Source organism: Mesorhizobium hawassense, assembly GCF_003289945.1.
In the GTDB taxonomy this organism is placed as follows: Bacteria; Pseudomonadota; Alphaproteobacteria; order Rhizobiales; family Rhizobiaceae; genus Mesorhizobium; species Mesorhizobium hawassense.
Genome location: NZ_QMBP01000007.1, coordinates 22,333 through 35,354, shown reverse-complemented (window position 1 = coordinate 35,354; position 13,022 = coordinate 22,333). Strand labels below are relative to the sequence as shown.

Below are 13,022 nucleotides of genomic sequence, written 5' to 3'. Positions count from 1 at the left end.
GGGAGGCGGCTTGCCGTCTCCCCTGTTGCATAAGATGGAGGACGCAGAATGAGCGGTTTTGTGCTGGCCATCGACCAGGGAACGACATCGACCAGGGCGATCCTGTTCGACGGCAACATGAAGGTCGCCGGCATCGGCCGGCAGGAATTCGCGCAGCATTACCCGGCCTCCGGCTGGGTCGAGCATGATCCGGAAGACATCTGGGCCAGCGTTCTCGCCACGGTGAAGGCGGCGCTGAAGGCTGGCGGCCGCACGGCATCGGACGTGGCTGCGATCGGCATCACCAACCAGCGCGAGACCGTCGTCATCTGGGACAAGGCGACCGGCAAGCCGATCCACAATGCGATCGTCTGGCAGGACAGGCGCACGGCGCCGCTCTGCCAGAAGCTCAAGAAGCAGGGACTGGAGAAGACATTCACGAGGAAGACCGGCCTGCTCCTCGATCCCTATTTCTCCGGCACCAAGATCGCCTGGATGCTGGACAAGGTGAAAGGCGCGAGGAAGCGCGCCGAGAAGGGCGAGTTGCTCGCCGGCACGATCGACAGCTTCCTGATCTGGCGGTTGACCGGCGGCCAAGTGCACGCGACCGACGCCACCAATGCCTCGCGCACGCTGGTCTACAACATCGAGAAGAATGTCTGGGACGACGAGCTGCTTTCGATCCTGAACATACCGGCCACGATCCTGCCGCAGGTGAAGGACTGCGCCGATGATTTCGGCGTCACCGAAAAGAGCCTCTTCGGAGCCGAGATGCGGATCCTAGGCGTCGCCGGCGACCAGCATGCGGCGACCATCGGCCAGGCTTGCTTCGAGCCTGGCATGATGAAATCGACCTATGGCACCGGCTGCTTCGCGCTGCTCAACACGGGCGCCGACCTGGTGCGCTCCAAGAACCGGCTGCTCACCACCATCGCTTACCGGCTGAACGGCAAGACCACCTATGCGCTGGAAGGGTCGATCTTCATCGCGGGCGCCGCCGTGCAGTGGCTGCGCGACGGCATCAAGGTCATCGGCAAGGCCGACCAGAGCGGCGCCTTGGCGGCGGCCGCCGACCCGGCTCAACAAGTCTACCTGGTGCCGGCCTTTGTCGGGCTCGGCGCGCCGCATTGGGACGCGGACGCCCGCGGCGCGATCTTCGGCCTGACGCGCAATTCAGGCCCGGCCGAATTTGCGCGCGCAGCCCTTGAGTCGGTCGCCTTCCAGACGCGCGACCTGCTCGACGCCATGCGGAAGGACTGGAAAGGCGCTTCGGCCAAGACGGTGCTTCGCGTCGACGGCGGCATGGTGGCTTCCGACTGGACCATGCAGCGGCTTGCCGACATCCTCGATGCGCCGGTCGACCGCCCGAACATCCTCGAGACGACCGCCCTCGGTGCGGCCTGGCTTGCGGGCTCGAAGGCGGGCGTATGGCCGAAGGCAAAGGAATTCGCCAAGAGCTGGGCGCTCGAATGGCGCTTCAAGCCGGAGATGGATGCAAGAGCGCGCGCGGCGAAGCTGGCCGGATGGCGCGATGCGGTGCGCCGGACGCTGAGCAAGAATTGAGTCTTGGCAAAGAGAGAGCCCGTGCCTCTCGAGGCACGGGCTCCGTCAACGACCAGAATATTTGCTTTCCGCAACGGGACTGGAGGCCGTCAGTAGGGCGATCTGCACTGCTGACGCGGGCCGTAGTTGGGCTGGAACGTGTTGTCCGAGGCGCGATACGAACGGTAACGTTCGTAGCACCACTGCACATGCGCGTCGCCCCGATAGACGCGGTTGTTCTCGCTGTTGACGATGGCGCCGGTGATCAGCGCGCCGGTGGCGAAGGCTGCCAGCGGGAACCAATAGTCACCACGGCGGCGATAGCCGTGACGGTATTCGCGAAAGCCGCGATGGCCGTTCCAATACATGCCGTCATTGCGCGAGAAACGCTGACCGCCGCGCCAATGGTTATGCCGCCAGCGGAAATCGCGCTCCGCGACCGTCTGGATATTGGACGAGACCGGCGAAGCCTGTGGCACGAACACCTGAGCGGCATTGGCGGGCACCGCCGCGGCGGCGGCGAACGAAACCGACAAAGTGGCGGCAAGCAAGCCCGAGACGATGTTTCTCATTGGTCTTCTCCTTGAGAGGGGTTGGTTCGACGTCCCTGTGCCGGAGAAACGAAAAATGACGGCGCCGGTTCCCGTTTGACTCTCAAACCATTGTTATTTCAGGGGTTTCTGAAACATCCTGGCGGATGAGCGGCAACCGTTGGCTTCGACGGATCGGACGCCGCATGGCCGGCTGGCGAATTCGCCAAAACCCCTGAAAAACTCTGGCCGGGAGCCCCTCTTTTTCCGGTTGACCGGCCGCGGCACTCTCCCTATGTTCCGCGCAATTTCGAGGGCGGCATTTCCGAGCCCGCGGGAGCGCGTAGCTCAGCCGGTAGAGCAACTGACTTTTAATCAGTAGGTCATGGGTTCGAATCCCATCGCGCTCACCAAAGATCATAAATAAAATCAACAATATAGATACCGGCCACCTAAGCGGATTTGCGTGTTTCGTGCGCCATTCTGGTTTACCAGAATTCCCTAGAATTCCGGGCTTTTCCAAGGATTAGCCGGGATTCGATGGCGCGTGAATGAGGCAGGGGCGAGGGCCTCGATGTCGGCCTCCCCGGTGCCGTTGCGCCAAGGTGTCCATCACTTGCCGGGTCGCTGGGGCAGTTCATGGTCGAGCATGCGCGGATGTTGCATAAGCGGAGACTTATTCGCAAGCCAACCCCGCCAATCGTCCTCCGTTCGCACGGCGATAATTTAGCTATGGCTTATATAAATACGGGCCATGACCGGCAAAGCGACGTTAGAAGCCTACGAGCAAATGCTCGCCAATGCCTACGACGTTGGCAGGGCAGACTACCTCACGGGCACACGACACTCATGGTACGAATTCCATCCTGAACTTGACGTTCGGCAAGCGTATTTGCGCGGCTACAATGACGCCAAAGCTTGCGGGCGACGGCATGAGCTTACGAAACCGTAAGGTCGCGATCATTCGTTCGCACGACGGAGCGCTGCCACGAACATTGATATGAAATCTAGCGTTGCCAAAGGGCGGGATCACTTCAAGTCTCCGCTTCAAGTCCCCGCCGAAAACGGCCCGGCAGCCTTCCTTCCCGGGATCTGGCTTGCCGGGCCGTTCGCCTTACGGACACGGCGTTCAGTCTTTCCGCTGCTCCGGCTTCAGCGCGTGGTTTGTGAACTGCAGGTTCCGATCGTCACGGCTGGCGCGGCGTTCGCTGCAGAAGATGATTTTCAGCAAGTCCCAGTGGAGACGGCGCTGATCTGGCCGAACCGAGTGGCCAACGCCGCGACATCGAGGACAGCCCTCCGGCGGCATACGAGACAGTCGCCAGATAGGCCTCAATGCGGACTTCCCTGCTTTCAGCGCCTTGCCTCAGTATGGGGTGCAAAGAAGCAGCGGATATACGAAAACGGCGGGGACAAGCAGATGTGATACTGGCTGTCTTCGCTCTCTATGACACGGTTTTTGGGGATGAAATATCGGGACTTAAGCCCGGACCCAGTGCGGACATTGAAGTTGCCGCCAGGCAGGGGCTCGACGAAGCGCGGGCTGATGACCCCGCAATCCTTCTTGCCGTCGCAGCATTCATAGCCGGTGATCGGATCATGGTAGCCGGTGTACCAGCTATGAGCGACGAGGAGTGCGAGTAAGACGAGCCGCATCGCTGCAGGCTCCTTGTGATCGCCAAGGCCTTACATTGCCCCTAAGCGGCAACGCAATCAAATCATATATTATCAGTCGTTTGACGAACCCGCCGGCCGCGCCAGAGTGATGGTCGGCGGGCTTGTTTAGGGATGGAGTGCCTTGCGAGGTGAGCTAGGAAGCCATCCGGCTCTAGCCATACCGCAGGCGTATGAATAGCCTCTAAAATGCAAAGCCCGCCGCAGGGGGTCCGACGGCGGGCTCCAGCAATTGGCTACACCCCTGAAGGATCGACCATTTACCGTATATTAATCATCACTTATGGAAGCTGGCGCCGTCAAGGCTCTCAGGCTTCCGCGATCACACCATGTCGACCGCAGCTGCTTTAGCTATTTTGCATATGCGGCGGACCCCCATGACCGCCAGGCCGGCACCCGCTTTCAGGCAATTCTCCCGACGAGAAGGCGCCGGTCACCTTAGCCCGCCGTGCGGGTGTGGGGGCACACCCACCGGCGGGTTATCGGCTTCGCCCGTCTCGTTTCGGGACCAAAATCCTGGCATCTGATTTGCACTGAAGAGATTACCGGAAATTCTCCAACGGCCGCCTGATGGGGATCAGACAGTAACTTCGCCGAGCTTGAGGCTTTGGGGGCTTCGCCCGGCGCTTCTTTCTTACATCACTAAAGAAAAAGCTCGCCGACCGAAGCCGACGGGCTGATCTGTGCGCCCCTGGTGGCGACAAGCTGATGAAGGTGGCCGGGCCTCTGACAACGCTGACCGCGGCAGCGATCGCCCTGGCCGATGTTTTCAGCTTTCACTGATCTCTGCGTAAAGGCCTGAGCTTCTTCCGGCGATCTTCTAGGCTGCCTATTCACCATCGCCAATCGACGCCGTTGCAAGCCGCCACGGGTCGCGTAGCGCCCAGCGAAAGACCTTGGCATTGTGCCTCCCCCCATAGAAGCCGAAACAGGGGAAACGCCCGAGACATAAGGCCGAGTTTCAAGACACAAATTGTGTCCCTGGGGACGAACAGAAGCCTCGATAGCGTTGGTTCTTTATGCCGGGCGCTCTGAAAGACCCCGGCGCCCTCCTGAAACGCAAGCTTTTTAGGAGAAGACCAATGAAACATCTCCTCGTACCTATGATGGCTGGCCTTGTCATAGCTTCCACCAGCATGGCCTTCGCGATGAACGTCCACACGGTGACGGGAACGACAGGCCAGCCGAGCCAAACCATCGGCACGCTGGAAACGGGAAGCATCACCCCGGGCCACGCCTCCGCCGCTCCGGGATCAGCCTTCAATCCGGATGGCAACGCTGGCACCCACTACGCCGGCACCCAACCGCAGAACTCCAAGAACCCCAAGAGCGTGTCTCAGTACGACGTGGCCGGGTTTCAGCAGTCTCACAATCACTGAATGAAAAATGGCCCGGAGCATAACTCTCCGGGCCACAAACTTGGTCGACGTTGGAAGTCTTCGTCGCCAAGAAGCGCGCCACGGCGTCCATCTTCTCGGAATCGGACTGAGACAACCGGCCATGCCAGCCGGGAACGGCGACGACAGGCCCGCGATGCCTGACTGTCCTGTCGAGACGTTGCCGGTCCGCCGATACTTTACATTTTTGTAAATTGCCCGGGCATTCCCTTCGCGATAGGGCGGGCTCGTGGCGCGGTTTGAGCGCCAGGCAAACAGAAGTGGTTCGGGTGAATGGACCGGGCCTATCCTTACTCGCCGATCAAGCATGAGGGCGCGGTGTCATCACCTCGATGCAGGCGCACGCCTTCCGTTCTGCGCCGCAGGCTGAACGAGGGGGTTCACGCGGTCAAATGGGCCGCCCTGCGATGGTTCTATCGCCGTCATATCGCCGACGTCGGGCTGAGACTCCGCGCCCACCCTTTCGCTCCGATCCTCGATCGCTATCCGGAGATCCCGCTCAAGGTCGTCCGTCCCTACCTGACGGTCGGGTTGAAGCGCGGCCGCCGCGCCGCGGCTGTGATCGGCCACTACACGGCGGCGGCCCGTCTGCTGACCGAGGCGGCATTGATTGCAAGCCACACCGGCGGCCTGGAATTGTTCGCCCTGGCGACCCAGGCAGGGCAAGTCACGGTGGAACTGGGCGGCCAGAACGGCCTCCACAGGGAAGCGGAATGGCGCTTGGTCGTTCGCTTGGACCGACGGCCGATAGCTGAAATGGGATTGGCGATCATGAACAGGTCGCTGCTCTGCATCGAGGGGGCAGGCGAGGTCCTTTGGATTGGCGTCCTCAAGGGCTCGGCCGGACCGCAATGCCTCCAAGACGCTCGCATCTTGACCAACGCCATGGAGGGGTTGCGACCGAAAAGCGTGCTCCTTCTGGTGGCTCAGGCACTTGCCCGGTCTTTGAACCTTTACGATCTCCTTGCCGTGTCGAATGCGGGGCACGTTTTTGCAACCGACTACAGTTTGCGCCGCCGCGTCCTGGCCGACTACGATGGCTTCTGGATGGAGTCCGGCGGGCTTCGCAAAGGACCCTCGATGTTCGCCATGCCCATGGCCAAGGTGCAGCGCGAGATTGCCGAGTACAAACCCAACAAGAGGGCACGCGTTCGCAGGCGATGGCGGCTGGAGGAGCAACTCGCCGAGCAGGTGAAGGAGTCGGTTCGGCCGCTGCTTCGGAGATAGTCGCGCTGACGGCCTCGATGCCCCCCGGCAATCGGAACAAAACCACGGCGCTGTTGTTACCCAGTTGAAGGGACCGCAAATCGGGATGCGGAAAGTGGACGTACTGAACTTGGAACTGGCCAGAGCCAGGCAGCGCGTTAAGCGGGCAGAGACTTCTCTCAATCATGCCAAGGAAATGCTGGACGAGGGATGCGGCGTGGGCATCAACCTCGCGCTGTGCAGCCGAATAAGGTTGGAGCAAAGACGAGTGGCGGAGGCCAGAAAGCGGTTGATGAAGATCGCAATCACGGGTCCAGGCACACGGTGACTTCGCAGGACCGACGCGGGTCTCCGGCAAACTTGTCCCCGGCTAGGGTCATGGTTACACTCGGGCCTCCGAGGGAGGCTCCAGGATGGCACTTGACCTTTCGGTAGACGCTGAGGCCCGCAAGGCAGCGACGCCGCCCGGCAAATATCTCTTCGGTCCTGTCGCCGACTTCCTGATGCTCGGCGGCAGCGCCTTTCTCATCCTGCCGGTGCTGTTCTTCGTGCCGCGCGACTATGAAGGGCCGTTAGCCGCGACGATGGTCGTCGTGGCCTACCTGGTGAACTACCCGCATTTCGCTCATTCCTACCAGATTTTCTATCGCAATTTCGGCCGCAAGGCTCGTGGCGACGGATACGACAGGAGCCTGCAGCTTCGCTACATCTTCGCCGGCGTGATCGTTCCGGTGATCATGGCCTTGTTCTTTGTCTATGGCGCGGCGACGTCGAACACGCGGCTGCTCGGATTGGCGGCCAACGCGATGTTCTTCTTCGTCGGCTGGCACTACGTCAAGCAGGGCTACGGCATGCTGATGGTCGACGCCGTGCTGAAGCGCAAATTCTTCGACAACCGGGACAAGAAGGTGCTGCTGGTCAACAGCTACGCGGTGTGGATACTGGCCTGGCTGCAGACGAATACGGCGGTGATGCAGGGGCAGTATTACGGGTTTCAATATTATACCTTCGCCGCGCCGTCCTGGATCACCGACATTGCCGTCCTGGCGGCCGTCGGATCGACGGCGGCGACGCTTCTGATGCTGGTCAATCGCTGGCGAAGGAATGGCGGCGGCCTGCCTTACAACGGCATCATGGCCTATGTCGCCTCGCTCTATCTCTGGATCCTGATTGCCCGGATAAACCCGCTCTGGCTGCTGGTGGTGCCGGCGCTCCATTCGCTGCAATATCTCGCCGTGGTCTGGCGCTACCAGACCAATGTCGAGCGTGACGTCTCGGATGCCGGGCGCGATCCGGAGCCGAAGATATTGTCCGCGCTTGGGCCTCGCTACAGGCTGCGGGTGCTGGGATTCATCATCGGGGGCGGCGCGCTCGGCTATCTCGGCTTCTGGCTGATCCCGTTCGTGCTGACCGCCGTGATTCCGTATGACAAGCAAGTCCTCGGCTCGTCGCTGTTCTTCTTCATCGTGCTGATCTTCATCAACGTGCACCACTATTTCCTCGACAACGTCATGTGGCGCCGCGGCAATCCTGAAGTGTCTAAATATCTGTTCCGATAGGGAAATCTGAAATCCTAGCGGATGCCGCAGTTTACGCGACCAGCGAGACGTTTCCGCCGGCGTGGCGCTCAAGCCGTCCGGCAAGGTCGAGCTCCAGAAGCACCATCGCAATCTGCGCGGCGCTCATGCCCGTGTGGCGGATGATCTCGTCAACGCCTATGGGCGTCGGCCCGAGCGCTTCCAGCACATCGGCGCGCTCGCCTTCGCCGGGCGGCGGCATTGCCGACATGTCGGGCTCCTCGGCAAGCGGCGCGGTTCTGAGGCTACGGGTGCCGGCAAGCGGCGCCAGCGCGCCGAGCACGTCGGCTGCTTCGGTGACGAGCGTGACGCCGTCCTTGAGCAGCGCATTGCAGCCGGCCGCGCGCGGATCGAGCGGCGAACCCGGCACGGCGAAGACCAGCCGGCCCATTTCGTTGGCGAGGCGAGCGCTGATCAGCGAGCCGGAGCGCTGCGCGGCCTCGACCACCACCAGGCCGAGCGCCATGCCGGCGACCAGGCGGTTGCGGCGGGGGAAATCCTGGGCGCGCGGCTGCCAGCCGAACGGCATCTCCGAAACGATGGCGCCGCCGCGATCGGCGATCTCGTCGCAGAGGCTGGCATTTTCAGGCGGGTAGGGGACGTCGAGCCCGCCGGCAAGCACACCGACCGTGCCGGTCGACACGCTGCCCTTATGCGCGGCCGTGTCGATGCCGCGCGCCAGGCCGGAGATGATGGCGTAGCCATCGCGGCCAAGATCCGCCGCCAGCATGCGCGCCATCTTGATGCCCGCAAGCGAAGCGTTGCGGGCGCCGACGATCGCCACTGCCGGCAAGCGGAACACCGTGCCTTCGCCCTTCACGCCAAGCAGCGGCGGCGGGTTGTCCAGCGTCTTCAACAACGGCGGATAGTCGGCCTCGCCGATGCCGACGAAGCGGGCGCCGGCGCGCCGGGCGGCGTCCAGCTCGGCTTCGGCTTCGGCGACGGAGGGGATGCGGACGATGCGGTTGGCACCGCCGGAAATCATCAGCTCGGGCAGCATCTCGAGCGCGGCTTCGGCCGAGCCGAAGCGGTTGATCAGCTCGCGAAAGGAGGCTGGGCCGACATTCGGCGTGCGGATCAGGCGAAGCCAGGCAAGCCGCTGCCGGTCGCTGAGCCGCGGGCCGGCGGCCGGCGCGCTCATCCCTTCGCCCCGATCTTGCTTTCGCTGCCGGCCATCAGCCGCGAGATGTTGGCGCGGTGCTTGGCGATGACGATCAGGCTCATCACCGCGAACAGGCCGGCGATCTGAGGCGTGGCGATGACATAAAGCGCGATCGGCACGACCACCGCCGCGGTCAGGGCGGCCAGCGAGGAGTAGCGGAACAGGAAGGCCATTGCCAGCCAGACGACGGCAAAAACCAGCGCGCCTTGCCAGGCAAGCCCGAGCAGCACGCCGAGATAGGTTGCGACGCCCTTGCCGCCCTTGAAGCCGAGCCAGATCGGGAAGAGATGGCCGAGGAAAGCGCCGAAGCCGGCCATAAGCCCGAAGTCCGGCGAAAAATGCCCGGCGATTAGGGCGGCGACCGTGCCTTTCAGCGCGTCGAGCAGTAGCGTCGCGGCGGCAAGGCCCTTGTTGCCCGTCCTCAGCACATTGGTCGCGCCGATATTGCCGGAACCGATCTTGCGGACATCGCCGAGGCCGGCCGCGCGGGTGATCTGCAGCCCGAATGGAATTGAGCCGAGCAGATAGCCGAAGATCAGTGCCAGCCCGTAACCCATTGTCTTCCCCCGTTTCTTGTTTGCTGGACGACAGCGTGGCCGCTGACGCGCAGAATAGCCCGGCCCCGAATACTGTGTGGTCTGCAATCATCGTTTGCAAGACCTTGCCCCGGCTCGGCGCCGCCGATATCGCCGGCCGACTTGCGGAGCGCCAACATCATATTGGTAGAGTCGCGACGCTTCGCCAAGCAACCAGGATCCCTGGTGGGCAGAGCATGCTTGCGGAGCTTCGATCCCGCGCCGATCAGGCCGGAGCGCAGATGAAAGAATGGGCGATCAAAGGTGGGTCCGCGGGCGGCCTGTCGACGATCCGCCAGCCGCAGCTTTCAACCAGGCGGGCAAGAAAGTCGGGATTGTAGAAGCACATGCCGCCGTTCCGCTCCGGGCTCCTGTCCTCGAATTCGGCGATTCCATCGTCCAGGAAGCAGGTGAAGAGCAGGCGGCCGTTGGTCGCCGTATGACGGCGCAACATGGTCAAGATCGACGCGGCGTCATCCGGATACTGATGCGTGATCACCGAAAACAGCGAGACGATGTCGAAGGCGTGCAAGGGCAGCGGGAGCTGCGTCTCGCGGGTGAGGGGACGGCCATTCGGGTTATAGAGCGCGTGACGGGCGTCCAGAAAGACAAAAGAAAACCGGCGGTCCCGCACGCTGGAGCGCAGAAAGTCGATCATCTGCGGGTAGCAGTCGACGCCGGTGTAGGAGCCAATCGGGATCTTCCGGTTGAGGATGGCTTGCGTGAACCGGACGCCGCAGCCGAAGTCCAGCAGGCGGCTCGACGCGAGCGTCTTCAGACCCATCTGACGCCGCATCCTCTCCAGCAGCCATGCGCCGCTGTCTTCCGCCGGCATCAGCGAGCTGATCTTGTGAGAGTTGCGGTTGAATTTCGGCGGGACAGTGAGGTCCGGCGAAGGGCGCAGGCGGTACCACATCGTCCACAGCCAGGAAGGACGATGCAGCTTCATGACAAAGGTTCCCGGGGTCCGGTCGCGGGCTCTGAACGGTTGCGAATTCGAGCGGCGCAACAGCGCATAGGCCGGCCGGTGCTCAGGCCGAAAACACTGTGCGGCCCGCCACCATGGTCTGCAAGACCTTGCCCTGCAGGCGCGCGCCTTCGAAACAGGTGTTCTTCGAGCGCGAGCGCAGGCCGCTTTCGCTGACGATCCATGGCTCGTCGAGATCGATCAGTGCGAGATCGGCGGGCGCGCCCGGCTTCAGCGTGCCGCCCGGCAGACCGAACAGCCTTGCCGGCGCGGTGGAGAGCGTCTCGATCAGCCTCAGCAACGGCACGTCGCCATTGTGGTAGAGGCGGAGCGCCGCGCCAAGCAGCGTCTCCAGCCCGATCGCGCCGGCGGCGGCATCGGCGAACGGCAAGCGCTTGGTGTCGACATCCTGCGGGTCGTGCGAGGAGACGATGATGTCGATCGTGCCATCCTTGATCGCTTCGATCATCGCCAGCCGGTCGTCCTCCGCGCGCAACGGTGGGGTAAGCCGGAAGAAGGTGCGGTATTCGCCGACATCGTTTTCGTTGAGCGACAGATTGTGGATGGCGACGCCGGCCGTGACGTTCGCGCCGTCCGTCTTTGCGCGGTTCACCGCGCCGGCCGCCATCGCGGACGAGATTTTGGCGGCGTGATAGGCGCCTCCGGTCAGCCGGGCCAATGCCAGGTCGCGTTCGAGCGGGATGAGCTCGGCCTCGCGTGGAATGCCCGACAGGCCGAGCCAGCTTGCGTAGAGGCCTTCGTTCATCACGCCGGACGAGGCGAGGTTCGCGTCCTGCGTTTCATGCGCGATGACACCGCCGAAGTCGCGCGCGTAGGTCAGCGCCCGGCGCATCACCAGCGCATTGGAAATCGTGTGGCGGCCGTCGGTGTAGGCGACGGCGCCGGCTTCGCGCAACAGACCGAATTCGGTCATCTCGCGGCCTTCGAGCCCCTTGGTGATCGCGGCCGCCGGGAAGATGTTGACGCTTGCAGTATCCCTGGCGGTGCGCAGCACGAATTCGACCAGCGCCACATTGTCGATGACCGGATCGGTGTCCGGCATCATGACGATGGACGTGACGCCGCCGGCGGCGGCCGCCACGCTTGCCGAGGCGATGGTCTCGCGATGCTCGCCGCCGGGTTCGCCGATGAAGACGCGCGCGTCGACAAGGCCCGGAATGATCGTCTTGCCGGCGCAGTCGATGACGGTGGCGCCTTCCGGCACGCCCTGGTTCAGCGCGGCCTTTCCGGCCGCGGCGATCTTTCGTCCGTCGACCACGACGCTGCCGATCTCGTCGACGCCGCGCGACGGGTCGACAATGTGCGCCTTGCTGAAGACGGTGACGCTCATGCGCCGCGCCCCTCGTGGTTGCGGCGCGGGTCGAGCAACGCTTCCATGACCGCCATGCGCACGGCGACCCCCATCTCCACCTGTTCCTGGATGACGCTTTGCGGTCCATCGGCGATTTCGGAGGCGATCTCGACGCCGCGGTTCATCGGCCCAGGATGCATGACCAAGGCATCTCCCTTGGCGGCCTTCAGCTTTTCGGCGTCGAGGCCGAAATAGCGGAAATATTCGCGGATCGACGGCACGAAGGCGCCTTCCATGCGCTCGCGCTGCAGCCGCAGCATCATCACCACGTCGGCATCCTTCAGCCCTTCGGCCATCGAACGCGCGACGATCACGCCCATCCTGTCGATGCCGGACGGCAACAGCGTCGAGGGCGCCACCACGCGCACCTGCGTGCCGAGCGCGTTCAAAAGCATGATGTTGGAGCGGGCGACGCGCGAATGCAGGATGTCGCCGCAGATCGCCACGATCAGTTTCGACAGCGGCCCCTTGGCGCGGCGGATGGTCAGCGCGTCGAGCAGCGCCTGCGTCGGGTGCTCATGCGCGCCGTCGCCGGCATTGACCACGGAGCAGCCGACCTTCTGGGCCAGAAGAGCGGCCGCGCCCGCCGACTGGTGGCGGATGATCAGGATATCCGGGCGCATGGCGTTGAGCGTCATCGCCGTATCGATCAGCGTCTCGCCCTTCTTCACCGATGAACTCGCCACCGACATGTTCATGACGTCGGCGCCAAGCCTTTTCCCGGCCAGCTCGAAGGACGACTGCGTGCGCGTCGAGGCCTCGTAGAACAGGTTGATCTGGGTGCGGCCGCGCAGCGTCGAGGTCTTCTTTTCCGACTGGCGGGAGATCGCCACGGCTCGGTCGGCGCGATCGAGCAACAGCTCGATATCGGCGGGGGAAAGATCGCGGATGCCCAGAAGATGGCGGTGGGGAAAGAGCGGCAGGGACGAAGCGTCGGTCATCTCAAGGCGCTGCTATAGGGTGCGGTCCGGCCTGCCGCAAGCGCCAGCTTTGGATTGCGGGCGTTCTCCCCGGTATTTTCGTCGCGCGCCTTGTCAGGCT

The 13,022-nt window shown here is 63.2% G+C and carries 11 protein-coding genes and 1 tRNA gene; 5 read left to right on the top strand and 7 right to left on the bottom strand.

From position 1 onward, the window contains the following. The first annotated feature begins 48 nt into the window (after nucleotides 1–48). Nucleotides 49–1,542, top strand: a complete 1,494-nt coding sequence (gene glpK / locus DPM33_RS15980) for a glycerol kinase GlpK (protein ID WP_112098414.1) — start codon at nucleotides 49–51, stop codon at nucleotides 1,540–1,542. A gap of 89 nt (nucleotides 1,543–1,631) precedes the next feature. Here glpK and DPM33_RS15975 read toward each other — a convergent pair whose 3' ends face one another. Next, nucleotides 1,632–2,093, bottom strand: a complete 462-nt coding sequence (locus DPM33_RS15975) for a BA14K family protein (RefSeq protein WP_112098413.1) — start codon at nucleotides 2,091–2,093, stop codon at nucleotides 1,632–1,634. 295 nt (nucleotides 2,094–2,388) lie between these two features. Here DPM33_RS15975 and DPM33_RS15970 point away from each other — a divergent pair. Next, a tRNA-Lys gene (locus DPM33_RS15970) sits at nucleotides 2,389–2,464 on the top strand. Between the two features lie 940 nt (nucleotides 2,465–3,404). On the opposite strand, the gene DPM33_RS35850 is transcribed toward DPM33_RS15970, so the two are convergent. Next, on the bottom strand, nucleotides 3,405–3,707 hold the full coding sequence (locus tag DPM33_RS35850) for a hypothetical protein (protein ID WP_146770267.1): 303 nt from the start codon (nucleotides 3,705–3,707) through the stop codon (nucleotides 3,405–3,407). Between the two features lie 1,100 nt (nucleotides 3,708–4,807). On the opposite strand from DPM33_RS35850, the gene DPM33_RS15955 reads away from it, so the two are divergent. From DPM33_RS15955 to DPM33_RS15940, 3 genes are all read left to right on the top strand, one after another. After that, nucleotides 4,808–5,104 carry an adenylate cyclase gene (locus tag DPM33_RS15955; RefSeq protein ID WP_112098410.1) on the top strand — a complete coding sequence of 99 codons (297 nt, stop codon included), beginning with the start codon at nucleotides 4,808–4,810 and terminating at the stop codon, nucleotides 5,102–5,104. A 291-nt stretch (nucleotides 5,105–5,395) separates the two neighbouring features. Continuing rightward, entirely contained in the window at nucleotides 5,396–6,349 is a 954-nt protein-coding gene (locus DPM33_RS15950) for a DUF535 family protein (RefSeq protein WP_112098409.1), read from the top strand. A gap of 392 nt (nucleotides 6,350–6,741) precedes the next feature. Further along, entirely contained in the window at nucleotides 6,742–7,887 is a 1,146-nt protein-coding gene (locus DPM33_RS15940) for a hypothetical protein (RefSeq protein ID WP_112098407.1), read from the top strand. Between the two features lie 31 nt (nucleotides 7,888–7,918). Here the strand turns inward: DPM33_RS15940 and dprA are convergent, their stop codons facing one another. From dprA to DPM33_RS15915, 5 genes are all read right to left on the bottom strand, one after another. Then, nucleotides 7,919–9,046, bottom strand: coding sequence for a DNA-processing protein DprA (gene dprA / locus DPM33_RS15935; protein WP_112098406.1), 1,128 nt, complete (start codon nucleotides 9,044–9,046; stop codon nucleotides 7,919–7,921). Further along, the gene (gene plsY / locus DPM33_RS15930; RefSeq protein ID WP_112098405.1) at nucleotides 9,043–9,624 is read right to left on the bottom strand and encodes a glycerol-3-phosphate 1-O-acyltransferase PlsY; all 582 of its coding nucleotides are present in this window, start codon (nucleotides 9,622–9,624) and stop codon (nucleotides 9,043–9,045) included. The genes dprA and plsY overlap by 4 nt, the downstream gene beginning before the upstream one ends. A gap of 244 nt (nucleotides 9,625–9,868) precedes the next feature. Next, a complete protein-coding gene (locus DPM33_RS15925) occupies nucleotides 9,869–10,477 on the bottom strand; it encodes a class I SAM-dependent methyltransferase (RefSeq protein WP_167449092.1) in 609 nt (202 codons plus the stop codon). A gap of 196 nt (nucleotides 10,478–10,673) precedes the next feature. Further along, the gene (locus DPM33_RS15920) at nucleotides 10,674–11,960 is read right to left on the bottom strand and encodes a dihydroorotase (protein ID WP_112098403.1); all 1,287 of its coding nucleotides are present in this window, start codon (nucleotides 11,958–11,960) and stop codon (nucleotides 10,674–10,676) included. Further along, nucleotides 11,957–12,922: an aspartate carbamoyltransferase catalytic subunit gene (locus tag DPM33_RS15915; protein ID WP_112098402.1), complete on the bottom strand. Its 966-nt coding sequence runs from the start codon at nucleotides 12,920–12,922 to the stop codon at nucleotides 11,957–11,959. The genes DPM33_RS15920 and DPM33_RS15915 overlap by 4 nt, the downstream gene beginning before the upstream one ends. Between the last annotated feature and the right edge of the window lie 100 nt (nucleotides 12,923–13,022).

What these genes read in the sequence shown, in the direction of transcription:
- glpK (WP_112098414.1), top strand. Translation starts at nt 49, where the DNA reads ATGAGCGGTTTTGTGCTGGCCATCGACCAGGGAACGACATCGACCAGG.
- DPM33_RS15975 (WP_112098413.1), bottom strand. Translation starts at nt 2,093, where the DNA reads ATGAGAAACATCGTCTCGGGCTTGCTTGCCGCCACTTTGTCGGTTTCG.
- DPM33_RS35850 (WP_146770267.1), bottom strand. Translation starts at nt 3,707, where the DNA reads ATGCGGCTCGTCTTACTCGCACTCCTCGTCGCTCATAGCTGGTACACC.
- DPM33_RS15955 (WP_112098410.1), top strand. Translation starts at nt 4,808, where the DNA reads ATGAAACATCTCCTCGTACCTATGATGGCTGGCCTTGTCATAGCTTCC.
- DPM33_RS15950 (WP_112098409.1), top strand. Translation starts at nt 5,396, where the DNA reads ATGGACCGGGCCTATCCTTACTCGCCGATCAAGCATGAGGGCGCGGTG.
- DPM33_RS15940 (WP_112098407.1), top strand. Translation starts at nt 6,742, where the DNA reads ATGGCACTTGACCTTTCGGTAGACGCTGAGGCCCGCAAGGCAGCGACG.
- dprA (WP_112098406.1), bottom strand. Translation starts at nt 9,046, where the DNA reads ATGAGCGCGCCGGCCGCCGGCCCGCGGCTCAGCGACCGGCAGCGGCTT.
- plsY (WP_112098405.1), bottom strand. Translation starts at nt 9,624, where the DNA reads ATGGGTTACGGGCTGGCACTGATCTTCGGCTATCTGCTCGGCTCAATT.
- DPM33_RS15925 (WP_167449092.1), bottom strand. Translation starts at nt 10,477, where the DNA reads ATGCCGGCGGAAGACAGCGGCGCATGGCTGCTGGAGAGGATGCGGCGT.
- DPM33_RS15920 (WP_112098403.1), bottom strand. Translation starts at nt 11,960, where the DNA reads ATGAGCGTCACCGTCTTCAGCAAGGCGCACATTGTCGACCCGTCGCGC.
- DPM33_RS15915 (WP_112098402.1), bottom strand. Translation starts at nt 12,922, where the DNA reads ATGACCGACGCTTCGTCCCTGCCGCTCTTTCCCCACCGCCATCTTCTG.